Annotated in this window: 22 protein-coding genes, 1 tRNA gene and 1 pseudogene; 15 read left to right on the top strand and 9 right to left on the bottom strand. The window is 67.5% G+C overall.

The genetic code is table 11. The features are described from left to right. Positions 1-72 precede the first annotated feature (72 nt). Positions 73-699, top strand: coding sequence for a hypothetical protein (locus KME82_RS05070; RefSeq protein ID WP_215497553.1), 627 nt, complete (start codon positions 73-75; stop codon positions 697-699). After that, positions 696-2,132 (top strand): hypothetical protein, encoded by a 1,437-nt coding sequence (locus tag KME82_RS05065; protein ID WP_215497552.1) that lies wholly within the window; start codon positions 696-698, stop codon positions 2,130-2,132. Before KME82_RS05070 ends, KME82_RS05065 begins: the two co-directional genes overlap by 4 nt. 205 nt (positions 2,133-2,337) lie before the next feature. Here the strand turns inward: KME82_RS05065 and KME82_RS05060 are convergent, their stop codons facing one another. From KME82_RS05060 to KME82_RS05050, 3 genes are all read right to left on the bottom strand, one after another. After that, positions 2,338-2,652 (bottom strand): hypothetical protein, encoded by a 315-nt coding sequence (locus tag KME82_RS05060; protein ID WP_215497551.1) that lies wholly within the window; start codon positions 2,650-2,652, stop codon positions 2,338-2,340. A gap of 59 nt (positions 2,653-2,711) precedes the next feature. Next, on the bottom strand, positions 2,712-4,220 hold the full coding sequence (locus tag KME82_RS05055; protein ID WP_215497550.1) for a site-specific integrase: 1,509 nt from the start codon (positions 4,218-4,220) through the stop codon (positions 2,712-2,714). Positions 4,221-4,343: 123 nt separating this feature from the next. Next, positions 4,344-4,417 (bottom strand) — tRNA-Gly (locus KME82_RS05050). A 208-nt stretch (positions 4,418-4,625) separates the two neighbouring features. Between KME82_RS05050 and KME82_RS27030 the strand changes: the two genes are divergently transcribed. Beyond that, positions 4,626-4,823, top strand: a complete 198-nt coding sequence (locus KME82_RS27030) for a DUF6053 domain-containing protein (RefSeq protein WP_430538795.1) — start codon at positions 4,626-4,628, stop codon at positions 4,821-4,823. A gap of 248 nt (positions 4,824-5,071) precedes the next feature. Here the strand turns inward: KME82_RS27030 and KME82_RS05045 are convergent, their stop codons facing one another. Then, the gene (locus tag KME82_RS05045; RefSeq protein WP_215498976.1) at positions 5,072-6,862 is read right to left on the bottom strand and encodes an autotransporter domain-containing protein; all 1,791 of its coding nucleotides are present in this window, start codon (positions 6,860-6,862) and stop codon (positions 5,072-5,074) included. Between the two features lie 442 nt (positions 6,863-7,304). Here KME82_RS05045 and thiS point away from each other — a divergent pair, with 442 nt between their 5' ends. After that, entirely contained in the window at positions 7,305-7,505 is a 201-nt protein-coding gene (gene thiS, locus KME82_RS05040) for a sulfur carrier protein ThiS (protein WP_215497549.1), read from the top strand. A 362-nt stretch (positions 7,506-7,867) separates the two neighbouring features. Here the strand turns inward: thiS and KME82_RS05035 are convergent, their stop codons facing one another. Next, positions 7,868-8,143: a hypothetical protein gene (locus KME82_RS05035; protein ID WP_215497548.1), complete on the bottom strand. Its 276-nt coding sequence runs from the start codon at positions 8,141-8,143 to the stop codon at positions 7,868-7,870. On the opposite strand from KME82_RS05035, the gene KME82_RS05030 reads away from it, so the two are divergent. Continuing rightward, positions 8,142-8,615: a hypothetical protein gene (locus KME82_RS05030; RefSeq protein ID WP_215497547.1), complete on the top strand. Its 474-nt coding sequence runs from the start codon at positions 8,142-8,144 to the stop codon at positions 8,613-8,615. The genes KME82_RS05035 and KME82_RS05030 overlap by 2 nt on opposite strands. A 323-nt stretch (positions 8,616-8,938) precedes the next feature. Here the strand turns inward: KME82_RS05030 and KME82_RS05025 are convergent, their stop codons facing one another. Further along, entirely contained in the window at positions 8,939-10,186 is a 1,248-nt protein-coding gene (locus KME82_RS05025; protein ID WP_252255629.1) for a phosphatidylinositol-specific phospholipase C1-like protein, read from the bottom strand. A gap of 402 nt (positions 10,187-10,588) precedes the next feature. Between KME82_RS05025 and KME82_RS05020 the strand changes: the two genes are divergently transcribed. The 3 genes and pseudogenes from KME82_RS05020 (at position 10,589) to KME82_RS05010 (ending at position 14,114) form a co-directional block, all read left to right on the top strand. Further along, on the top strand, positions 10,589-11,383 hold the full coding sequence (locus tag KME82_RS05020; RefSeq protein WP_215497546.1) for a thiazole synthase: 795 nt from the start codon (positions 10,589-10,591) through the stop codon (positions 11,381-11,383). Between the two features lies 1 nt (position 11,384). Then, a pseudogene (gene trmB, locus KME82_RS05015) lies at positions 11,385-12,178 on the top strand (tRNA (guanosine(46)-N7)-methyltransferase TrmB). 88 nt (positions 12,179-12,266) lie between these two features. Then, positions 12,267-14,114 carry an SLC13 family permease gene (locus KME82_RS05010; RefSeq protein WP_215497544.1) on the top strand — a complete coding sequence of 616 codons (1,848 nt, stop codon included), beginning with the start codon at positions 12,267-12,269 and terminating at the stop codon, positions 14,112-14,114. Between the two features lie 454 nt (positions 14,115-14,568). On the opposite strand, the gene KME82_RS05005 is transcribed toward KME82_RS05010, so the two are convergent. After that, positions 14,569-14,886, bottom strand: coding sequence for a Rieske (2Fe-2S) protein (locus KME82_RS05005; RefSeq protein WP_252255761.1), 318 nt, complete (start codon positions 14,884-14,886; stop codon positions 14,569-14,571). A gap of 119 nt (positions 14,887-15,005) precedes the next feature. Here KME82_RS05005 and KME82_RS05000 point away from each other — a divergent pair, with 119 nt between their 5' ends. The 6 genes from KME82_RS05000 to KME82_RS04980 all read left to right on the top strand — a co-directional run bounded on the left by KME82_RS05000 (position 15,006) and on the right by KME82_RS04980 (position 19,623). After that, on the top strand, positions 15,006-15,341 hold the full coding sequence (locus KME82_RS05000; RefSeq protein WP_252255628.1) for a hypothetical protein: 336 nt from the start codon (positions 15,006-15,008) through the stop codon (positions 15,339-15,341). Positions 15,342-15,345: 4 nt separating this feature from the next. Further along, positions 15,346-16,062 carry a fumarylacetoacetate hydrolase family protein gene (locus KME82_RS04995; protein ID WP_215497542.1) on the top strand — a complete coding sequence of 239 codons (717 nt, stop codon included), beginning with the start codon at positions 15,346-15,348 and terminating at the stop codon, positions 16,060-16,062. 97 nt (positions 16,063-16,159) lie between these two features. Then, positions 16,160-16,579, top strand: coding sequence for a large-conductance mechanosensitive channel protein MscL (gene mscL, locus KME82_RS04990; RefSeq protein ID WP_215497541.1), 420 nt, complete (start codon positions 16,160-16,162; stop codon positions 16,577-16,579). A gap of 167 nt (positions 16,580-16,746) precedes the next feature. Then, a complete protein-coding gene (locus KME82_RS27025) occupies positions 16,747-16,797 on the top strand; it encodes a DUF6053 domain-containing protein (protein ID WP_430538829.1) in 51 nt (16 codons plus the stop codon). A 274-nt stretch (positions 16,798-17,071) separates the two neighbouring features. Beyond that, a complete protein-coding gene (locus KME82_RS04985) occupies positions 17,072-18,484 on the top strand; it encodes a M28 family peptidase (protein WP_215497540.1) in 1,413 nt (470 codons plus the stop codon). 479 nt (positions 18,485-18,963) lie between these two features. Further along, on the top strand, positions 18,964-19,623 hold the full coding sequence (locus KME82_RS04980) for a RebB family R body protein (RefSeq protein ID WP_215497539.1): 660 nt from the start codon (positions 18,964-18,966) through the stop codon (positions 19,621-19,623). 299 nt (positions 19,624-19,922) lie between these two features. On the opposite strand, the gene KME82_RS04975 is transcribed toward KME82_RS04980, so the two are convergent. Next, positions 19,923-20,708: a TrmH family RNA methyltransferase gene (locus KME82_RS04975; RefSeq protein ID WP_215498973.1), complete on the bottom strand. Its 786-nt coding sequence runs from the start codon at positions 20,706-20,708 to the stop codon at positions 19,923-19,925. 458 nt (positions 20,709-21,166) lie between these two features. Continuing rightward, positions 21,167-21,724, bottom strand: coding sequence for a GNAT family N-acetyltransferase (locus KME82_RS04970; protein ID WP_215497538.1), 558 nt, complete (start codon positions 21,722-21,724; stop codon positions 21,167-21,169). Between the two features lie 111 nt (positions 21,725-21,835). Here KME82_RS04970 and KME82_RS04965 point away from each other — a divergent pair, with 111 nt between their 5' ends. Then, entirely contained in the window at positions 21,836-22,351 is a 516-nt protein-coding gene (locus KME82_RS04965) for a hypothetical protein (protein ID WP_096413400.1), read from the top strand. The last annotated feature ends 99 nt before the right edge of the window (positions 22,352-22,450 follow it).

Here is a 22,450-nt window from a genome sequence, read left to right as displayed (position 1 = left end):
GCGTGCCTCTCGTTGGCCGGTTGCGCGCAACCGCCCGCCCAAGCCTCATCGGACCAGAACAAGGACGCTCCCATGGCCTCCACCACCTCCGCCCCCGTCGGCGGCGACGCCGCTGCAGCCGCAGTCGCGGCAAAGCTCGACCGCATCGCCGAGCAATCCTCCCGCGCCCCCGCCTCGGGCCCCGCCGCCCAGCCGTCGCCCGCCGCCGTGCCCGCGGGCCCCAGCCTGGAGCCCGGGGACTGGGTCGCCCGCGTGCTGCGGCTCATCGATGGGCTCCGGTCGCCGAGCGACACCCAGCCCGCCCAAGTCGCCCAGGCGCTGGGCCTGGCCCTGGCTCAGGAAGGCAGCGAGCACGTGGCCCGTGGCGCTCTGGCCCCGCACGGGGGTTACACCGTGTGGGTCAACGTCCTGTATCGCGAGCACCCCGACAAGTGGACGGTCGGCCTGGCGCAGGACGCCCGGCCCGGCCAAACCGGTTGCCTGTTCCCGCTGGCCACGTTGCGCCAGCACCTGAGCGCCCGGGGCTACAGCGCGAACGAAGGCGTGCGCCAACGCGACGGCGGCGAGCGGGCGCTGTATCGCTCCGCGCCCACCCCCGAGGGCATCGTCTTCGTGGTGTCGGCCCAACTGGCCCCCGGCGGCACCGGGTGCATCGAGGAGGTTCGGGTCAACGCCAACACGCGTGAGGACGAAACGTGAGCGAGGTTCGTGCGGACATCCGCCCCCTCCTCAACGAGCTGGCGCAAAAGCAGGGGCTGCCCCCGTCCGCGGTGGCCGACCTGGAGGCCACGATCGCGAGCTCGCCGTATCTGAGCAACGTGATGTCGTCCGCGATCGAAAGCGGCTCGCTCAAGCACCTGGCCACCACCAACGAACCGCACCAGTCCGGCCACTACGACAACCTGACCGGCACCATCCACCTCAACACCAGCAACTTCGACCCGAAGAACTACGACAACGCTTCGGACCGCAGGGACAGCCTGGCGGTGGTGCTGGGGCACGAAACAGGCCACGCCTTGCTCGCCGACGCCGCGCAGCGCGAGCGCTACACGCTCAGCTACAACGTCACCGAGGGCATCCGCACCGCGTCCCGGGAACAGACCGCCGTGGACGTCACCGAGCCGGCCGACCGCTACCTCACCTTCATGCGCCGCAACGAGGCCATGGCCGAGCTCGTGGGCATGAACGCGCTCGCCAGCCGCGTCACCGGCGGAGCCGGCGAGTTCGATCGCGCCGAGTTCCTGCGCCGGGCCGACCCGTCCACCCCGTGCGTGGACAAAGGCAAGCTGGCCCCGGGCATCCAGCTGTCGCCGCAGGGCATCCAGGTCATCGGCCACGACTTCCAAAAGAGCCCGGCGATCGAAGCGGTCGCCCAGTGCTTCACCGACCCCACCAACAGCATCGGGCAGCACGGCAAGAGCAGCTACCGCGACACCCACGGCGCGTTCGTCATGAGCGCGGTGGCCAGCGAGTTCAACGACTACGCCAAGGGCACGACGATGCATGTGCCCGACGTCGAGATGAACCTGGCGACCTTGAAGCTCGACCCTCGGCGCGTCGAACGCGCCGGCCTGGACCTGGGCGGCGCCGGGCAGTCGTTCTCCTACGTCGACACCAGCCGGGGCCTCCACGAGCGGGAAACCGTGTCGCACACCAAGGCCCAGGAGGTCCCTGGCGCCGCACACCGACCGGAGGCGCTGGCCAGCGCGCTGCCCGCGGCCGCACCGCTTCGCGCGGACAACCCAGCCCACCCGGATCACCGGGGGTTCCAGATGTTTCACGGGGCGGTCAAGGCGGACGGACGGTGGAGCGAGGCCGAGTCCCGCAACATCGCCGCCGCCGGCCTGGCCGCGGTGAAGGGCGACCCGGTGGTGGGGCAGAACCTTTCCGGGGCCGTGGTCGCCAAGGCGGCGGACGGCAGCACGAGCGTCGTCGGGTATGCGTCCCCCCATGGACCAGCGGGCCCGCACCACCACCTCGGGGTCGACGCCGGCAACGCCGCCCAAGTCCCCGCGGAGAAGAGCCTGGACCGTGTCGAGCAGCTCAACCAGCAGCACCAGCAGGCCCAGCAGCAAGCCCAGACCCAGAGCATGGAAACCCCCAGCCAGGGCGGTCCCAAGATGACCTTGTAAGGGTCCGGCTTAGTCGGGTCGACGGGTTAGAGGCGGGGGCGCAACGCGCCTGATAAACCATCAACGCCCCTCGCGAGGCGTTGATGATTGGGGTGGCGGGTTTCGTCGCTTGATCCGTTGCTCACCGGGTTGATAGCAGCAAGTGCTCGTCGACGCCCAAACCGCTCACCAACATACAAGTCAAACACGAGTTTCTAAGCGCTGCCTACATTTTCCGTGGCTTCGGGAAAATGTGATCGTAATCTCGAGGCGAATGCCCACCCCATTTGCTGTCCGCGCAACTCCAGATTTCTTTCAATCGCTCGATATTAAGTGTTTTAGGTTCGTCCCCGAGCGGCTGAACTTCCAACAGGTCGTCCTCACTCGCGCAACCTAAACCTATGGCGACTTCTATCGCCGCAGCCAGGTCTGGCCAGTTGACGTCGCTATGTCCATTGACTTGAGCTCGACCGATCGCGATTGCGATGGGCATGGAAGCATCTAAAGCGTCCGCGTTCTGCCCGTGCTTGTTTACTGACATAACAGTTACCTCCAAAGATGGCTATGACTAGACGGATCCCTCTGCTGCTCAAACACGTTCTAAAGAAAACTCTGTGTGGGTAAAACGACCGAGGGGGTAAATCTCGTCAGCGTGCCGACCCTCAGCGGCAACGTCTTGCGATCGATGTAGAACTTCTCCAGCACCGACCCCTGCGCCTTTCCATCCAGGTGCCCGGTCAACCGAGCGATGTCCGCGGTCTCAGCTCCTGCCTCGCTCAACAGCGTCGCGAAGGTGTGTCGGAACGCGTGGAACCCCATACCCTCATCAACGACACCGCACTTTTTGACGTAGGCCGAAAACTGCCGGCTCAGTTGCCGTCCAAAGCCCAGGCCGGTGCCGTTGGGCAGATCTGGGAACAGCCGCGCCTGACCCGCCTTGCGCGTTTCTTCTACGAACGCCAAGAACCCCACGTGCAAGACCGGCTGTGCCAGCGGCACGAACCGCCGCGACTGCGCGTTCTTAATCTTCTGACCCGGAAAACGCCGGTTGACGTGGAAGCCGGGCACGCCGTCCACCGTCTCGATGTCGTCGACGTAGAGCTGCGCCACCTCCGTGACGCGCGCACCGCTGTAGAGCCCTAGGATTGGCGCCCAGTAGCGGTGCGGATATTTTTGGGCCCACGGCAGGTACACCGAGGGCGCGAAGATGGCCTGCAGCTCCGCCGTCGTGAACGGCCGGCCGGTCTCGACCTCGGCGCTCGCCGCGTGAGCGCTCATGCGCACGATGCCCGCCATCGGGTTGTGCGACATCACCCTCGCGGCCAACAACGGCTGGACGAACGCCGAGAGGCGCTGCCGGTGCTTGTTGAGCGTGTGCGCTGCGGGCTCTGGCTCCTTGCGGGCCTTCGACAGCGCCAGCACCTCCGGCACGCTCAGGCTTCGGTACTCCGGTCGCTTGGTGGCGTTGCTCGGCCAATGCCGCACAGCGTCGAAGAAGGCACGAACGTGCGATTGCGAGAGCGTGCTGGCGGGAACGTCGCCCACCACCCCGAGCAAGATCCGCAGGCTATGACGGCTTTCCACCACCGTCTTGGGATCGCGTTTGGCTGACTCAAGGTCTCTAAGGTAATCGGCGATCGCCTCGGACAGCATCGGCCCCGCAGAAGCAGGAGGCTCCGGGACGGGAGCGACGGGCGCTGACGTAATGGGCAACGACGGCGCGATAGCGGCGGCCGCCTTCATCGTCTCGATGAAATCCAAGGTGTCCTGGCGGCCATGGGTCGTGACCGTACCGAAGTCCACGCCCCCGACCCGAACCCCGGTCGCCTTCCACTCCAGGATCCGGCCTTCGTCCGCTGCCCGCTGAACGCTCTCGATGAGCTTCTTGGCGTCAAATTTGGCCACGTCATCGTCCCCCTTCCTTAGGCGGTCGAACACGGCCGAGAGTGCCACAGCTTGCTGCGCTGCAGACAAGCGAGCGGCGTCCCCACGCAACCCGCGCATCGAACGCACGACGAAGCGCAAACCTATTTTGAGACGCAAGTCCTCGGGCACCCGAAAGCGGACGTAGAGCCCGGCGGGCCGGGACAGGAAATAGGGCTTCGGCACAAAACGATACCTACGGCGATACCTCGTGGGAGGCAGCGCGATCGGGATCGAGGGTCCACGGGAGCCTTTGCAAGTCAGCGCGTTACGCGCGGCGAAGGTCGAGAAAGGAGCGGGTGAACGAGATGGAGCGGGTGATGGGAATCGAACCCACGCTAGCAGCTTGGGAAGCTGCAGTTCTACCATTGAACTACACCCGCGTTCGGACCAGTCTATTCGGCTCGAACGCGGGTGGCAATGCGGTGCGGGTTGCGGCGCTGGAGTGCGGCGATCCGATGCGGGTGGCGGGTGTAGCGCGGTGGTGGACGAGGCGCTGCGGGTCCTGCGCCTGGGCCTGGGTAATGGCCGGCTTCGCGATTCCGCACGGCTCCGCGCCACACCCGATACCGCACAGACCCGAGCTCTCTTGTGGGAGCCGCTTCAGCCCCGACGCCCTTCGATCAGATCGCCGCGACCGGACCGGAAAGCGTCGGGGCTGAAGTCCCTCCCACAAAGAAGCCCCCTCCCACAAAAGACCTCTCGGCAATGTCGGCTTGCGATTGGCCTGCGACCGACCCCGCTATCTGTCTGCGAATTGTGGCGTCGCCGCTTTTTGTGTTCGCTTGATCGCGATCCGTTGCTTCCCGTGGATTGCTCGGCGATCACTCGATCGTCCCGCTGGATCAACCTGCCAAACCAAACGGCCCGATCAACCTGCACGATCAACCTGCACTATCAACCGCCCGATCAACTTGCCGCCTCACCTCGCCAGACCAATCGGCGACCCAAAAAAAAACCGGGCCTTTCGGCCCGGTTTCTTCGATTACGACGGCAATTCGGAAGCAACCGCGGTCGCCGCAGCGACCGCGCCGCGATCAGAACCCGCTGCCGATCTGCGCGAACACCGTGGTGTTGTTGCCGGCGCCCTGGCCGACGGTGACGCTGGCGCCCATGTTGGCGTCCAGGCCGAACAGCTTGGTGCGCGCGCCGAACAGCAAGGTGCCGTAGTCCTGGTCGAACTCGCGACCCTTGACCGCGTAGTTGCCCAGGCCGGGCACGGTCTGCAGGCGCGCGTAGGCGTTCTTCGGCGCGTCTTCGAACTCGCGGTCGAGGGTCAGGCGCGCGTACGGACGGAAGCTTTCGCTGTAGGTGTAGTTGACCTGCCAGCCGACGCTGCCGATCAGCGAGTCGAAGGTCTGGTCCGGGTAAGCCAGCGAGGTCGCCAGGTTCGGATCGCTTTCGGCGAAGCCGTCGACGTCGATGCGCTGGGCCAGGATGCCGATCACCGGGCCGTGACGCAGGGTTTCGCCGAACTCATAACCGCCGTTGAGCGCGGCGCTGACGTTCTTGCCGTCGGCCGAGCCGTGATGCACGCGGGTCGCCGGGCCGAGGTTGGCGTTGCGGTCGATGTCGAAGTCCAGCTTGGTGTAGCTCAACTGGCCGTTGATCCAGGCGCGCTCGCCGTACCAGCCGATGAAGCCGCCGATGCTGGTGTCTTTCTGATCGAACTCGCCGTTGCGCAGGCCGAAGTCCTGCTTCTGCTGGCCGTAGCCGAGGAAGCCGCCGAACACCAGCTTGCCGCGGGTCCAGTCGACGCCGCCGGTCAGCGCCGGGCCGGCGCCGTCGTACAGATCGCCGTGGCCGTAGCGCTGGAAGTCGCCGCGCACGCTGCCCCACCAGCGCATGCCGTCGCCGTCCTGGACGCCGGCGACATGGTTGGCGACCTGGTCGGCGCGGGCGCGGCCGGTGGTCGAGGCCGAGTTCGGCAGCAGGGCGATGAAGCGCGGCGCTTCGAGCACCGACACGGCGTAGTCGGCGAGGATCTTGTGCGCCTTGCTGGACGGATGCACACCGTCGGCGAAGGCATAACTCTCGGCCGCGCCCGGGATGGTGTTGGTCGGGCTGCAGGTCACCGAGGACGCGGTGATCTGCGGGTTGCAGGCGGTGCCGGTGACGTTGGTGATGCCGTACGGCGCCGGGTTGGAAGTGATCTCGCGCAGCAGGTTGAAGGTGTCGAGCGGGATCACCCGCAGGCCGCTCGCGGCCAGACCGCCGTACAGCGCGTTGTTGTAGGTGGTCGCCAGCTGCGTGCCCGCGGCCTGCTGGGCCGCGCCGCCGGCGCGGAACTGCGGGGTCACGCCGAGGTCGGGAATGGTCGGCACCATGATGTATTCGGCGCCGGCGTTGCGCAGCGCGCCGACCACGCCGATCTGCGCGGTCACCGCGCTGGTGATGGTCGCCTGCGCCGGCGCGCCGCCCGCGACCGCGAACAGGTCGTTGGCGCCGCCCCACACGGTGTACAGCGCATTGGGATCGGCGCGGCCGCCGTTGGCGGCGAGGTAATTGGTGGTCTGGGTGACCAGCGACGGGATCGGGCCGAGCGCGCCGGCGGTGTTGACGCCCGCACGTGCGCCGCCGACGGCGTAGTTGGTGCCGCCCTGGTTGTCGCTGTTGGCGTTGGTGCCGTAGTAATCGGCGACGTACTCGGCCCAGACCAGGCCCGGGTTGGTGGTGAAACGGCCGATCAGCGCGCCGTTGGGGCCGACCGCCTGGATCAGCGCCGGGCGGAAATGGCCCGAGTCGCTGAGGCTGTCGCCGATGAAGACGGTCTGCGAATAGGTCTGGGCGAAGGCCGGGGCGGCGGCCAGCACGAGGGCGGCGGCCAGCGCGGTGCGAACGGGTTTCATCATGAACTTCCCTGCATTGATAGGTAGCGGTGGTGGCGATCGACCGGTCCTGGCGAGGACGATCGGGCGCCGGATGAGGCTCCGCGCGGCGCGACATACGCCGCCGGATGGCTGAATCGAACCATGTGCCGCGCGAGCAAAGCAAGGCGCAGCGCGGCAAACCTGCCGATCCGGGCGCCGGTTCCGGCCGGCGGCGCGCCGCCGAAGACGGCCGGCCGCGCCGCGAGCGAACCCGGCGGCGCGATTATGGTCCTCGCGGACGCCGCGTGCCGGGGCCAGAGGTCACAGGTTCGCAGTGACACCGCGGCGAGGCTCGACGCGAGTCGATTGGGGCGGGCGGCCCTCGGCCTGCGCGCCCCGCGCGAATCGCCCGCCGGCGCAAAGGCTGGCCGCCGCGCGACGTACACGCAACAATATCGGCATGAACATTCTGCTCAATGGCGAACCGCGCGCACTCGCCGCGCCCATCAATCTGGTCGAACTGCTGCGCGAGGAGGGCCTGGGCGAACGCCGGGTCGCGGTCGAGATCAACGGCGAGATCGTGCCGCGCGGCCGACACGCCGACACTGCCTTGAACGAAGGCGACAAGGTCGAGATCGTGCATGCGCTGGGCGGTGGTTGAGGCTGGCCCTATTGCGATCTTGCGATGATCACTGCGTCATCCGTCGCGGTACGCGATCACTGATGCCTGCGTCGTTTTGGATGTCTCGCGGGAAGGGCTGACGCCCCACCGCTGTTTGCACGCCTCGATCGAAAAGCGACGAGACTGGAGTCTGCGTTGCGTGACTTCGCGCTTGCGATCGGATCATCGATATCCAATGGACCGCGCGCCGCGCCGGCCTTGCACCGGCATCGGTGGAAGCAACACGATTGCCTGCCCGCGCCGGATGTCGCCGCGCACTGCGCCTATCGACCTGGAACCGACACCGCAGCACCTTCCCGTCGCCGATGTTCCGGCGACGGGAATCCCTCAACGCAGGCGACTCACTTGCGATGGCAGGTGATGCTGGCGTCCACGAAGCTCACCAAGTTGCAGCCGTCGCGACCGATGCTGTGAATGGTGACCGGACCGGGCGTATCGCCATTGGCCGAACAGGCGTTGCTCAACTCGCTCTTCGCCAGGGCGATGGCGTCTTCGTCGAAGTCGCCCTGGAAGGTACCCAGGTTGATGGTGTAGGAACCGGCCGCCGAGGCCGAACCGGCCGCGAACAGGCACACGGTCGCAAGAGACAAAGCCGCCGCACGAAGTGAAATACGCATGGAACGCTCCTTTAGGATTTTTCGGGGGAGCCGACCGATATCGGCCGGTTCGCGATCGATCTCGGACCGAGAGCGAAAGCGGGCCGGATTACAGCATGGGAAAAAAGTTTCATTTGCAGGCAATTCGGCGCGCGCGAACGCGGCGAATCCGGAAAGCCCTGCGGGCGGCATCGTCATGCGAAGCGAGCGCGCCAAGATCGCAACCTCGTACTTTTTGCCGCCATCAATCACGCTTCGATCAGCGTGCAGCAAGTTTGTGGACACATCTTTTATGCAGCGCGCGCTTTCGGTTCGCGCAGCGCGCGACATGGCCGCGCGCGTCGATACGACTTCGCGCGACGCTGCCCACAAGCCGATTGTCGAAAATCGAGATGGGCCATCGACGATCCCGAAGACGGTCGCACACTCGTCCGATCGCCCGAAATCGAACACTTCGCGCCGCAAGCGCGATGGTGTGCCGAAGAATCAATAAATCCCATGCAAAAAGCGGGACTTATCCGGTGCTACGGGACGCGTTATCGCTCGTACGCAAAGCTTGCGCCTATCGATTCGATCAAATCTTTTAATCAAACCTTCATCCGATTCGCGACCAAGGTCGCATGCGATCCGCGAAGAAACGCATGCGCGCACATGCGCCGTCGACGCGAATGCGCGAAACGCGCGATGCATACGCATGCGCATTGGCGACGGATCGACTCCGGCGCGAACCGATATCACGCGTCGTCCAGTGCGAGCACAGGCCGTTCTCGCACGGCAGCGATCAATCGCCCAAGGAAAGCGCCTGGCCGCCCGACATCAATCGTGCTTCTCGGCCGCCTCGATCGCCCGCTGGCCGCAGCGTTCCGGCGCGCGCCGCGGGTTGCAACGCACCACCTCGCTGCGCGGGAACGTCACCCGGTAGCGGCTCAGGCGCAGGTCGGGTTTCGGGTAATCGGTGGAGATGTACTGCGCGCCGCTGGCGAATGCGGCCTCACGGCGGCGCGGGTCGTTGCGCCGGGCCTCGGCGGTATCGGCGTCGGCGCGCGTGCGCACCAGGAACCCGGCCGCGACCGCGCGCGCGATCCGTTCGCCCTGCGCGATCGGATCGTTGAGGGTCAGGTAGGCCGCGTCCGGCGCGTTTTCGTCGCCGTTGACGAACATCGCGCGGCCTTCCAGCGATCGGCGCTTGCCGCGGTACAGCGCGACCTTGCGAGCATCCTCATCGAGCGCGAACAGCACCTTGCCGCGCGACTGCGCCAAGGTGGGCCATCGCCCCGCCAGCACCGCGGCGCGCAGGCTCGCTGCGTCGCCGCGCACGCGGTCGGGCGTGATCAATTCGTCGGCCGCGAACACCGAGCGGATTTCCGCGTCGAGCGCATCGAAGGCATGGCTGTCGAACGGCAGCGACGAGGTCGAACCCGCCCCGCCCTTGCCGTCCTTGGCGTTGATCAGGATCAGGATCGGCGCGTGATCGCGATGGGTCTGCGACCAGGCCCGGATCTGTTCCAGGCACTGCGCGAACACCATGCACTGACTGCGAAAATCGATATCGGCCAGATGCATGACCTTGAAGCCGGGCCGCTGCATCTGCGCGGCCACCTCGCGGTTCCATGGGCCGGCGTCGCCGTAGCCCTGACCCAGCGCGCCGGGCGGATGCGCGTAGCGTCCGCCCTTCGGGTCGTAGTACACGTCCAGCTCCAGGCTGCGCATGCCCAGTTCGAGTTGCTCGTGCAGCGGCGCGTGCGCGTAGTCCAGCGCATCGGCGCCGGCCGGATCGCGCGAGCGCTGCGCGGCGAGTTCGGCGGCCGGGATCGCGAGCTTGTAGCTGTTGTGGGTGCCGATCGCCTGCATATCGTTGAGGCGTAGGTTGCGATCGATCCAGGCCATGGCGCAGTCGGGACCGGCCTGGGCGGCGCCTGCGGCGTCGAGGATGCAGCCGTCTGCCTGCGTCTGAGCCGGCGTTTGCGCGGCCGCGATCGGCGCGACACCCAGCATCGATACACTGGCCGACAGCAGGACCGTCGCCCACGCACCGCACAGCCGATACCGTCTGGAAATTCGCATAAGACCCTTCGGCAAAGAAACCAACGATACGCTCACGGTTGAAACCTCAGCGGGCCATGGCCGCAACGGCCGGGGCCTGCCGACTCGGCGCGCGGACGACGCCGATCGACTGGCTCGGCCGGCGCCGACACGGCGCATGGGTTCGGCGGTGCCGAGCGGATCGCAAGCCGGCCACGCGCCCGGCCCGCTGCATCCGAACGCCCCGCACCCGCCCGACCGCCACACCGAATGCTGCGCGCGGACGCTTAAAGCCCGGTGACAGGCGCCGGGACTTTGCGGCCAGATTCGGTCAAGTCGCGCCTGCGGGTCCGGGCCGAACGAGACGATAGAAAGGCGATAACCGCCCCGTCCGGCGCTGCCCCGGCCCGGACATGTTCACTGGCGATCAGCCATAATTGCCGGATGACTGACACCGCCTTCTCCGATCCGCTGGTCATCGCCGGCAAAACCTACCGCTCGCGCCTGTTGACCGGCACCGGCAAGTTCAAGGACCTCGACGAAACCCGCCGGGCCACCGAGGCCGCCGGCGCGCAGATCGTCACCGTCGCGATCCGCCGCACCAATATCGGCCAGAACCCGGGCGAGCCGAACCTGCTCGACGTGCTGCCGCCGGACCGCTACACCCTGCTGCCCAACACCGCCGGCTGCTACACCGCCGACGACGCGGTGCGCACCTGCCGCCTAGCGCGCGAGCTGCTCGACGGCCACACGCTGGTCAAGCTGGAAGTGCTCGGCGACCAGCGCACCTTGTTCCCCGATGTCGTGCAGACCCTGGCCGCGGCCGAAATCCTGGTCAAGGACGGCTTCGACGTGATGGTCTACACCTCCGACGACCCGATCCTGGCCAAGCGCCTGGAGGAAATCGGCTGCGTCGCGGTGATGCCGCTGGCCGCGCCGATCGGCTCGGGCCTGGGCGTGCAGAACAAGTACAACCTGCTGGAAATCATCGAGAACGCCAAGGTGCCGATCCTGGTCGACGCCGGCGTCGGCACCGCCTCCGATGCCGCGATCGCGATGGAACTGGGCTGCGACGGCGTGCTGATGAACACCGCCATCGCCGGCGCGCGCGACCCGATCCTGATGGCGCATGCGATGAAGCTGGCGATCGAGGCCGGCCGCGCCGCGTTCAAGGCCGGACGTATTCCGCGCAAGCGTTTCGCCAGCGCGTCGAGCCCCATCGACGGTCTGATCGGCTGATATGACCGATCCGTTCGCCAGCGACGGCGCCAAGTCCCCGCCCAAGCCGTTCACGGTCGAGGAAGGCCGCCGCCAGGTGCGCAGCTTCGTGCTGCGCCAAGGCCGCTTCACCCCGGCCCAGCAGCGCGCGTTCGACGAACTGTGGCCGCGCTTCGGCGTCGATTACCACGGCTCGCCGCGCGACTTCGACGCAGTCTTCGGACGCAGCGCCAGGCGCGTGCTGGAAATCGGTTTCGGCAACGGCGACGCGCTGCGCTTCGCCGCCCGCAACGATAAAGAGCGCGACCTGATCGGCATCGAAGTCCACGCGCCCGGCGTCGGCCGGCTGTTGAACGCGCTGGCCGAGGACGGCAGCGACCACGTGCGGCTGTATCACCACGACGCGGTGGAAGTGCTCAACAACGAAGTCGCCGACGGTTCGCTGGACGAGGTCCGGATTTATTTCCCGGACCCGTGGCATAAGAAGCGCCACAACAAGCGCCGATTGGTGCAGCCGGCGTTCGCCGAACTGCTGGTGCGCAAGCTCGCGGGCGACGGGCGCTTGCACCTCGCCACCGATTGGCAGGACTATGCCGAACAGATGTGGGACGTCCTGGATGCGACAGGGGGCATCGTCAACCGCGCCGGCAAGCGCGGCAGCGTGCCGCGTCCGGATTGGCGCCCGCAGACGCATTTCGAGACCCGGGGCCAGAAACTCGGCCACGGGGTCTGGGATTTGCTGTACGACAAGAGCCGGGAATAGGGAATCGGGAGTCGGGAATCGGATGCGAGCCACCGAACATTCGCGACAGGTGACCGGCGCCGAATCGGGTAGCGACGCGAAGCCCTGCTCTTGCCCTTGCTGTTGCGATTCCCGATTCCCCATTCCCGATTCCCGGCCCTGATGGACACCGCCCTAGCGCTGACCACCGACATGAAGCTCGTTCTCGGGCTGGTGGTGTTCACGATGGCGATGTTCCTGTTCGAGCGCATCCGCGCCGACGTGGTCGCCCTGGTCGTGCTGGTGCTGCTGGGCCTGTCGGGCCTGGTCGAACCCGACGAACTGTTCAACGGCTTTTCCGGTAACGCGGTGATCAGCATCATCGCGACGATGATCCTCGGCGCCGGCCTGGACCGCACCGGCGCGCTCAACCGCCTCGCCGGCTGGCTGCTGCGGCGCGCACACGGCGTCGAGCAGCGATTGCTGCTGCTGACCACCGCCGTGGCCGGCCTGAACTCCTCCTTCATGCAGAACCCGTCGGTGATGGCGCTGTACATGCCGGTCGCCGCGCGTCTGTCCTCGCGCACCGGCCTGTCGTTGCCGCGGCTGCTGTTGCCGATCGCCGCGGCGATCATCATGGGCGGCGCGCTGACCATGGTCGGCAATTCGCCGCTGATCCTGCTCAACGACTTGCTGCTCAACGCCAACAGCAACCTGCCCTCGGGCGCGGCCACGATCGAGCCGTTGAAGATGTTCGCGCCGCTGCCGATCGGTGTGGCCCTGCTGGCCGCCTCGCTGGCGTATTTCCATTTCTTCGGCGACAAGCTGCTCAAGGACGACAGCGAGAAAGGCGCGACCCCGGCGCGCACCCAGAGCTATTTCGCCAAGGCCTACGGCATCGAGGGCGATGTCTACGAACTCACCGTGACCGCCGACAGCCCGCTGGTCGGCATGTCGCTGGGCGAGGCGGAAACCCTGCGCGACGCGCCGCTGCTGCTGGCGCTCAAGAGCGACAACGATTCGCGCCTGGCGCCGCCGGCCGACACCCGCATCTGGGTCGGCAGCGTGCTCGGCGCGATGGGGCCGAAGCAGCAGGTCGCCGATTTCGCCCAGAACCACTTCCTCCGTCTGTCCTCGCGCCTGCGCAATTTCGCCGATCTGTTCAATCCCTCGCGCGCCGGCATTTCCGAAGCGGTGGTGCCGGCGACGTCCGGTTACATCGGCAAGACCGCCGGCGACCTGCACCTGCGCAAGCAATCGGGCCTTAGCCTGCTGGCGATCAACCGCGACAAGGACGTGCTGCGCGACAACGTGCGCAATGTCCCCATGCGCGCCGGCGACATGCTGGTGTTCCACAGCATCTGGACCGACCTGGCCAGCGCCGCGGCGAGCAAGGACCTGGTCGTCGTCACCGATTACCCCAAGGGCGAACAGCGGCCGCACAAGCTCAAGATCGCGCTGGCGATCTTCGCCGTGGCGATGCTGCTGGCGCTGTCCTCGCGCCTGCCGGTGTCGATCGCGCTGATGACCGGCGTGGCCGGCATGCTGATCGCCGGGGTCATCAACATCGACGAAGCCTATTCGGCGATCAACTGGAAGACCGTGTTCCTCATGGCCTGCCTGATCCCGCTGGGCTGGGCGATGGATTCCAGCGGCGCGGCGGCGTGGATCGCCGGGCATACGATCGAGCGCCTGCCCACCGGCACGCCGGTGTGGCTGCTGGAAATATTGATCGGATTGCTGACCACCTTGTTCTCGTTGGTCATCAGCCATGTCGGCGCGACCATCGTGGTGGTGCCGCTCGCGGTCAACCTCGCGCTGGCCGCCGGCGGCAACCCGACCGCGTTCGCGCTGATCGTCGCGCTGTCGGCGTCGAACAATTTCATGACCGCATCGAACCCGGTGATCTCGATGATCTCCGGCCCGGCCGGCTACAGCGGCAAGGAGCTGTGGCGGATCGGCGGGCCGTTGTCGTTGATCTATACGGTGGTGACGGTGTTGATGGTCAATATCCTGTTCTGGGGCAAGTGACGTCGCAGAAAAACCGAGCGCGACGCCTCCCTGCGATAAGCCCATCCGCGAAACATCGCCCGCCCCTGTAGGAGCGGCGCAAGCCGCGACCGCGACACCTCGCACATGACGCAAACAACGCGATCGCGAAGACCTCGACCGGTCGAAGCGGTTGTGGTTTCTCGGTCGCGGCTTGCGCCGCTCCTACAGAGCGCGACCTCGGATTCGATGCGGGACGCCGGGGCCGCGCCTTCGGCGCCATGTCACGGCGATTGCAGCATGCATCGCATGTGAGGTGTCGTGGTCGCGGCTTACGCCGCTCCTACAGGGAGCGGCCGCGGATTGGACGCGGGATGCCAGGGCCGCGTCTTCGGTGCGATGTCATGGCGATTACCGCATGCGTCGCATGCGAGGTGTCGCGGTCGCGGCTCGCGCCGCTCCTACAGGGGGCGCAGGTGGATTCGCGGCGATGGGGTCAGACCAGCCACACCGCGCCGTCGCGCACGACCACCTCGACCGCACGCAAGGATTCGCCGCGGCACGGCCCGGCCACGCATTCGCCGCCGAGCAGTTCGAAGCTCGCGCCGTGCGCGGCGCATACCAGCAGGCCGTCCTTGGTCTTGAGGAACTGTCCGGGCGCCCAGTCCAGGCGGCGGCCGGCGTGCGGGCAGATGTTGAGCCAGGCGCGCACGGCGTCGCCGTCGCGGTACAGCAGCAGCGATTCGGCGTCGCCGTCGATGCTCGCTTCGGCTTCCGCGAACGCGCCGTCGGCCAGGCGCTGCAGCTCGATCAACGGTCGACCGGCCGGGTCGGCGCCGCCCGGGGCATTTAACGAAGTTCTCACACCCTCATCCATGCCTGGAACGATACTCCAGTGTCCGGCCCAAGCCGCATTGTCTCACGACACCCGAAATGTTTGCCCAGACCTTCCGCTTTTTCGATCAACGACCGCAATGGAATGCATTCCAATCGCGCGTGCGCACGGCGTTCGAGCCGCGCAAGCCGCGTCACCGCCTCCTGCGTTTCGTGCTCGGCGTCGTCGGACTGGGCCTGCTGGCCTTGCTGGTGTTCTTCAGCGTGTTCGTCGGCGCGGCGATGATCGTCGCCGGCCTGACCTACAAGCTGTGGCAGCGCCGCGGCAAGCCGATGGCCGCACGCGGTTCGCGCCATGGGCACGACGTGGTCGAGGGCGAATTCCGCGTCGTCGACCCGGCCAAGGTCGAGCATCGCTCGAACACGGCGCGCTGAGCGTATGAGCGACGTGATCGCGGCGCCGCCGCTTACCCGCATTCCCGTGCGCGGCCAGGGCCTGTCCGCCGACGCCACCTTCCCGGTGCGCCGCGTCTACTGCGTCGGCCGCAACTTCGCCGAGCATGCGCGCGAAATGGGCGCCGCGGTGCCGACTTCGGCGGCCGATCGCGGGCAGCCGGTGTTCTTCCTCAAGCCGCACGACGCGATCGAACTCGGCGACAGCGTGCCCTACCCGCCGGGCACCAGCGACCTGCATCACGAAGTCGAGCTGGTCGTCGCCATCGGCCGCGACGCGCCGGCCGGCGAACTCGCCGTCGCCGACGCCGCGAGCCTGATCTACGGCTACGCGGTCGGGCTGGACCTGACCCGCCGCGACCTGCAATCGCAAGCCAAGGCCAAGGGCCTACCGTGGGATACCGGCAAGTCGTTCGACCATGCCGCGCCGATCAGCGCGATCGTGCCGGCGGCCGACGTCGGCGCACTGGGCGCGCGCGGCCTGAGCCTGGAGGTCAACGGCGAACTGCGCCAGCGCGGCACGCTCGACGATCTGGTCTGGAACGTGCCCGAGATCCTGCACGAACTCTCGCGCCTGTACGCCTTGCGCGCCGGCGACCTGGTCTACATGGGCACGCCGTCGGGCGTCGGTCCGCTGCAACGCGGCGACCGCTACCGCGCCGTGCTCGAAGGCGTGGCCGAACTGCACGGGCGCATCACCTGAGCGTCCGTATAGTCCGGCCCCGGCGAGTGAGCGCCGTTTTCGATGTCGTCAACCGTCTGGTCCGTCACGGTCCAGCCGCAACCAGGGAGAGCATGCGATGGGCATGATCAGCGAGTTCAAAGAGTTCATTGCGCGCGGCAACGTGGTCGATCTCGCGGTCGGCGTGGTGATCGGCGCGGCGTTCGGCAAGATCGTCACCGCGCTGGTCGACGGCATCGTCATGCCGGTGATCGGTTACCTGTCCGGCGGCATCAGCGTCACCGACTGGAAGTACGTGCTCAAGCCTTCGCAGCTCGACGCGGCCGGCAAGGAGGTCGCGGCCGAAGTCGCGGTCAAGTACGGCATGTTCCTGCAGACCGCGATCGACTTCATCCTGATCGCGTTCGTGATCTTCATCGTGCTCAAGGCCTACAACAAGGTGCGCAAGCCGGTCGAAGCGCCGGTCGCGGCGACCCCGGAAGACGTGCTGCTGCTGCGCGAGATTCGCGATTCGCTGCAGGGCAAGACGACGCTATAAGTTTTCGACTTGCGTGGCGCTCGAAACGGCCGCCTGTGCGGCCGTTTCGCTTTGCGGTTGAGGTGGATCGCCGCGCCGCTTCGAAGTCTGCGTGAGGACTTCTCAGTCGAGGGTCTCCCGAATCAGTACAGAGGTCTCGGCAAGAGGACTTGGCCCCGAAGTCTTTTGTGGGAGGGGCTTCAGCCCCGATGCTCTTTTTTCAGATCGCGGCGAACTGAGCGAAAAGCATCGGGGCTGAAGCCCCTCCCACAAAAGACCTCGCGGCCACGCGGGCGACTGGGCAACTGACCATCGCCCGAAACCACAAGAACGGCAAAGTCAGCCAGACCGGCGCGACCCGCCTCAAGCCTCGCGATAGCCAGCGACAAAAAACGCTCAAGCCCCGGGGTGACTTTCCTCAGATAGCGAGCGCCGCGCGGGTTGCTAAGCTCGACGTTTAGCCTGTGCCGCCCGACCTTCCGGACGGCAAGGCCAGCTCTGAGGAGAGTGGGGATGCGCGCACCGTTGTGGGCAGCGATGGCTGCTGTATTGTTCGTCGGCTCTGCCGTGGCTGCTGAGCGCGAAACGCGCATTCCCCAGGCCGCGGTCGACGCCGCCGCGGAACTGCGCGAACGCGCGCTCGCCAGCGACCTGGGCTACAAGATCACCGAGTCGCTGACCACCCAGGTCGGCCCGCGCCTGGCCGGCAGCGAAGCCGACGCGCGCGCGGTCGCCTGGGCGCAGGCGAAATTTCGCGAACTGGGCTTCGACAAGGTGTGGCTGGAGCCGGTGACGTTTCCGAAGTGGGAGCGCCGCAGCGAACACGCGCAGGTGCTCGGCGCCAACGCGCAGCCGCTGACCCTGACCGCGCTCGGCGGCAGCCCGGCCGGCACGGTCGAGGGCGAAGTCGCGCGCTTCGCCGACCTGGCCGCGCTGGAAGCGGTGCCGGCCGGTTCGCTGGCCGGCAAGATCGCCTTCATCGACTTCGCCATGCCGCGCGCGAAAGACGGCGCCGGTTACGGCCCCGGCGGACGCGTGCGCAGCCGCGGTCCGTCGGCGGCGATCCGCGCCGGCGCCAGCGGCTTCCTGATGCGTTCGGCCGGTACCGATTCGCACCGCATGCCGCACACCGGCATCACCCGTTTCGACGACGGGCTCAAGCCGATTCCGTCGGCGGCCTTGTCGGCGCCGGATGCGGCGCAGCTGTCGCGACTGGCGGCGCTCGGCCCGACCCGCGTGCGGGTCGCGCTGGATTGCGGCTGGGACGGCGAGGCGACCTCGCACAACGTGATCGGCGAGATCCGCGGCAAGAGCAAGCCCGACGAAGTCGTCATCATCGGCGGCCATCTGGATTCGTGGGACCTGGGCACCGGCGCGATCGACGACGGCGCCGGCGTCGGCCTGACCATGGCCGCGGCCAAGCTGATCGGCCAGACCAAGCTGCGCCCGGCGCGCACCATCCGGGTGATCGCCTTCGCCAACGAAGAGCAGGGCCTGTACGGCGGCAAGGCCTACGCGGCCAAGCATGCGGCCGACGTGACCAAGCATCAGATCGGCGCGGAAAGCGACTTCGGCGCGGGCCGCATCTACGCCTACTCGAGTTCGGCGCCGGACTACGCCAAGACCGCCGACGCGCAGATCGCGCAGGCGCTGGCGCCGCTGGGCATCGAACACACCCCGGGCAAGGGCGGCCCCGGCCCGGACATCTCGCCGTTCGCCGCCGGCGGCCTGGCCTGGGCGCGTCTGGCGCAGGACGGTACCGATTACTTCGACTACCACCACACGCCCGACGACACCCTCGACAAGATCGACCCGAAGGCGCTGGCGCAGAACGTCGCCGCGTATGCGGTGTTCGCGTATCTGGCCGCATCGGCCGAGGGCGATTTCGGCAGCGCGGCGAAGAAGGTCAGCCCGCCGGAGGAGTGAGTGCGGCGGGCAATGGCTGACAGGGCCGCCCTCTCCTGACCGGGAGGGCGGTTTTTTTTGGCCTCTGGTTTCAGGCTGGATGCTTGCTGTCACAGCGTCGGGGCTGAAGCCCCTCCCACGAAGGTGCCCGCAGGTTTCACCGCAGCTGGTCCGACATTGGCCCTGTTCTTGGCCTTCTCATGCGATATCGAAAGACCTTGAGGTTTCTCGATGGAGCCACTGCATCCACCGCGCGCGAACCGGCGAGGTCTTTTGTGGGAGGGGCTTCAGCCCCGACGCTTTTTTCTCAGATCGCCGGGTAACGGCACGCGGCATCGCCCCGACCTCACCCACCCACACGACCGCTGTCGTGCGATGCGCATCGCATAACCGCCCCGGTGTCGCGAACGACGCCCGGTCCCGCCGCCGAATTGCGTTGTAACCGCAACGAAGGCCGGCAACCCCGCTGCGCCTGCATCGCTCCCGACAGGACCCCTTCCATGGATGAGGCAGACTCCGTTTCCGGCACCGTGAATTCGCAGATCACCGACGCGGTCACCCAGACCAACGTCAAGGTCGTCGCGCAAGCGCCGGCCACCGCCATCGCGCAGATCTACCAGAGCATCGCCCACGCCACCGGGCTGATGGCGGAGAACGCGGTCAACGCGCAGCAGCAGCAATCCATCATCAATTCGTCGGTGGCCACGCAAGCCGCGATCACCCTGTTTTCCCAGGCCAGCGCGGCGTTCCGGCCCGGCCGACCGTCCACGGCCGGCACCGAAACCGGCAGCGGCATCGCGTCTGATACCCAAACCGCCGTTCCCGATCCCACGGCCCTGGAGACCCACGTGCAGGAAACCGCGAGCAAGCTCAAGCAACTGGCGACGACCCGCAGCGCGGTCAGCTCGCAAATCCTCGACGCGGTCGATGCCAGCCAGCAATACACGTTAGGCGCCGCCAGCGCGTTCGCCTATGCGCATCGGGTGACCATCGAAGCCTTCGTCGACGGGCTCGAAAAGGTCAACGATGCCGAATACCGCCAGCAGCTGCGCGCGGTGCAGATCGCCGCGACCGCGATCTGCCTGGACGCGATGCTGAAATCGCCGGAACACGCCGAGGAGTACGCGGCGGTGCTGGAGACGATCAAGCAACTGGCTTGAGGCGCCTGGCGGGTTGGAATCGCGATGCCTGCGGTGTCGCGATTCCAATCGCGCATCTGTCCGATATGTGGTTATCTCGACCGCTCCCTGCAGGAGCGGCGCGAGCCGCGACCGCGAAATCCAAACCACCGCGGCGGCATGAGGTCCGACGACTCGGCGAAACGGCAAGTCGATGCATACCTCGTAGGCGGATGTCGTGGTCGCGGCTTGCGCCGCTCCTGCAGGGGGCAAACCGACATTCGCGGCGATCGGCGGCGCCGGATTGACGCCGCCGGTCACGACCTGTCAGGCACCGCGACTCAACGCCGCGCGCGCCACGCCGCCAACAGCACCGCCGTCGCCGCGGCGACGTTGAGGCTTTCGACCTTGCCGCTGCCGGGAATCGACAGCCGCCGGTCGCAGGCCGCGGCCAGGTCGCGGTCCATGCCCTCGCCTTCGGCGCCGAGCACATAGATCAGACGCTCCGGCAAGGACGCGGCGAACACGTCGTCGCCGCCGCTGACCACGGTCGCGGCCAGGCTGAAACCCGAGCCGCGCAACTGCGCCAGCGCGTTGTCGCTGCGGCCCATGCGCACCATCGGCACGACCTCGGCGCCGCCCTCGGCCACGCGCGCGGCCGCGCCCGACAAGGCCAGCGATCCGTCCTTGGGCAACAGCACCGCGCTCACGCCGAAATGCGCGGCCGAACGCAGGATCGCGCCGAGGTTATGCGGATTGCCGACGCCGTCGAGCCAGATCGCCAGTTGCGGCCCCGGCGCGAGTTCGCGCAACCATTCCGACAGCGATATCGGCTCCTCGCGCAATACGTCGGCGACCACGCCTTCGTGATGGCTGCTCGCGGCCAACTTGTCCAGGTCGGTCTGCTCGACCACTCGATAGCCGACCTTATTGGCCACGCACCACGCCAGCAGCGGCTGCAATTGCGGAATCCGGTTCGAATCCAGATACAGCTTGCGGATCGCCTGCGGCCGGCGCGCGAATACCGCGCGGATCGCGTTGAGCCCATACAGGCGCAGCTCCGCGTCGCGGCGCGCGCGTTGCGGCGACGGCGAGCCGAAACCGTCGTCGCCCGGACCGCCGTCGATCTCGTCGTCGCGTTCGCGATACGGCCGCTCGGCGCGCGCATGGCGTTCGCTGCGTTCGCGCGCGTGCAACTCGCGGGCGTCGTCGCCGTGGCGATTGCGCTGGTCGCGGCGTTCGGAGCGATCGTGCGGATGGGCGTGGCCGCTGCGGTGCGGCGGCGCCGCCGGGTCCACGGCCGCGGGCTCGCGCACGCGACGCTCGCCGCTGTTGCGATACGGGCTGTCGCCGGCCGGCGGACGCGGCGCGGCGCGGTACGGGCCGGACGCGTCGGCGCGCGCGCGGCGGCGCGGCGCCCTGACGCGGCGGCCGTTGCCCGTCGTCGCGGCGCGGACCGCTGCGCCACGGGCCTTGGCCCGCACCTTGGCCCGCACCCTGCCCTGCGCCCTGGCCCGTACCGGCACCGGTGTCTTTGCGCGGGCCCTGGCCGCTGTAAGGCTTGCGCGGACCGCGCGGCGGATCGTCACGTTGCATCGTTCAAACTCCTTCGTACTTTCGCGAACACCCGCAGGTCGTGCAGTTGCCCGCGCTTGACCACCGCGCAACGTTGCGCGCCTTCTTCGGTGAAATCGTTCTTCTGCAGCACACGTGCCGAACCGGGATTGTGATCGAACACGGTCGCATATAACCGGTACAGCGCCAGTTCGTTCATCGCCCACGGCGCGAACGCCGCGACCACGCGCGTCATCAGGCCCGCGCCCCACAGCGAACGCCCGAGCCAATAACCGAACTCGGCCGAATGCGCGCGTTCGCCCTTGCCCGGATGCGCGCCGATCCCGCCGCAGGCGCGGCCGTCGACCTCGATCGCGAACACCGGCTCGGCCATGTCGATCACGCCGCCGGACAGGAACCGCTCGCCGTCCTCGCGGGTGTAGGGATGGGGAAAACGATCGGCCAGGCCGCGCGACACTTGCTCGTCGTTGGCGTGCAGAACCAGGCTGTCGAGGTCGTCCAGGCGCCACGGGCGCAGCACGAAACCGTCGCCTCGCGGCGGCCGCGGCGTTGGGGGAAGGCTGCTCATCCGCCAAGCCTAATACGGACCGGGCGCGGCGCAAAACGCCGCGTATGCCGCGGCGCTCCCCGCCAGGTCTCGCGCTCGACTATGATCCGCTCGCCCCTATGGAGCCGGCCCATGAACCCTGCGCAGGACGACGACGGATTCGAGACCCGCTCGCGGGAATTCTGTCTGGACGTTTCCATCACCGATGTCATCCGCTGGGCCAACCCCTTGGACGATGATCGGCCTGCCGGGCCGAACCTGCATCTGCAGGCGGTCTGCGACGCCATCGGCATCGCGCCCGACTGGATCAGGCATTACGACGATTACCTCGACGGCCCCCGCGAGAGCGGCCACATCCATATCCATCGCTCGCGGCTCGCGAACGGCGATCTGCTGGTACTGGACGCCTTTCGAGACCTTTACGATCAGCAGGACATGATCGTGATCGCGGTCCGATGCAAAAGCGGCCCGCGCAAGACAGTCCGCGATGGCTTACGCCGCTTTTTCGACGGCGCCAGGGAGCAGGCGGGCTATGAGGAACGCTGGTTCAGCGAACGACTCGCGAGGCTGCTGGGTACACCGGAGTTGCCCGGCGATCCGAGCACGGATGGCGTTCGGCGAATACGCACCTATCACGAGTACGACTGAATGAGATGGGCCCGAGATTGTTCACGAGAGATCAAGCTGCGGCTGTATCGCGAGGGGCGCCGTCGCCCGGCCTCCCTGGCGGCTGTGAATGCCCTCGCG

It is taken from the genome of Lysobacter capsici, from assembly GCF_018732085.1.
In the GTDB taxonomy this organism is placed as follows: domain Bacteria; phylum Pseudomonadota; class Gammaproteobacteria; order Xanthomonadales; family Xanthomonadaceae; genus Lysobacter; species Lysobacter capsici_A.
The sequence above is the reverse complement of the archived record's forward strand: the minus strand, read 5'-3'. Positions and strand labels throughout refer to the sequence as shown.

What these genes read in the sequence shown, in the direction of transcription:
- KME82_RS04980 (WP_215497539.1), top strand. Translation starts at nt 18,964, where the DNA reads ATGGATGAGGCAGACTCCGTTTCCGGCACCGTGAATTCGCAGATCACC.
- KME82_RS05025 (WP_252255629.1), bottom strand. Translation starts at nt 10,186, where the DNA reads ATGCGAATTTCCAGACGGTATCGGCTGTGCGGTGCGTGGGCGACGGTC.
- KME82_RS04970 (WP_215497538.1), bottom strand. Translation starts at nt 21,724, where the DNA reads ATGAGCAGCCTTCCCCCAACGCCGCGGCCGCCGCGAGGCGACGGTTTC.
- thiS (WP_215497549.1), top strand. Translation starts at nt 7,305, where the DNA reads ATGAACATTCTGCTCAATGGCGAACCGCGCGCACTCGCCGCGCCCATC.
- KME82_RS04965 (WP_096413400.1), top strand. Translation starts at nt 21,836, where the DNA reads ATGAACCCTGCGCAGGACGACGACGGATTCGAGACCCGCTCGCGGGAA.
- KME82_RS05030 (WP_215497547.1), top strand. Translation starts at nt 8,142, where the DNA reads ATGGAACGCTCCTTTAGGATTTTTCGGGGGAGCCGACCGATATCGGCC.
- KME82_RS05070 (WP_215497553.1), top strand. Translation starts at nt 73, where the DNA reads ATGGCCTCCACCACCTCCGCCCCCGTCGGCGGCGACGCCGCTGCAGCC.
- KME82_RS05000 (WP_252255628.1), top strand. Translation starts at nt 15,006, where the DNA reads ATGTTTGCCCAGACCTTCCGCTTTTTCGATCAACGACCGCAATGGAAT.
- KME82_RS05035 (WP_215497548.1), bottom strand. Translation starts at nt 8,143, where the DNA reads ATGCGTATTTCACTTCGTGCGGCGGCTTTGTCTCTTGCGACCGTGTGC.
- KME82_RS05060 (WP_215497551.1), bottom strand. Translation starts at nt 2,652, where the DNA reads ATGTCAGTAAACAAGCACGGGCAGAACGCGGACGCTTTAGATGCTTCC.
- KME82_RS05010 (WP_215497544.1), top strand. Translation starts at nt 12,267, where the DNA reads ATGGACACCGCCCTAGCGCTGACCACCGACATGAAGCTCGTTCTCGGG.
- mscL (WP_215497541.1), top strand. Translation starts at nt 16,160, where the DNA reads ATGGGCATGATCAGCGAGTTCAAAGAGTTCATTGCGCGCGGCAACGTG.
- KME82_RS04995 (WP_215497542.1), top strand. Translation starts at nt 15,346, where the DNA reads ATGAGCGACGTGATCGCGGCGCCGCCGCTTACCCGCATTCCCGTGCGC.
- KME82_RS04985 (WP_215497540.1), top strand. Translation starts at nt 17,072, where the DNA reads ATGCGCGCACCGTTGTGGGCAGCGATGGCTGCTGTATTGTTCGTCGGC.
- KME82_RS05020 (WP_215497546.1), top strand. Translation starts at nt 10,589, where the DNA reads ATGACTGACACCGCCTTCTCCGATCCGCTGGTCATCGCCGGCAAAACC.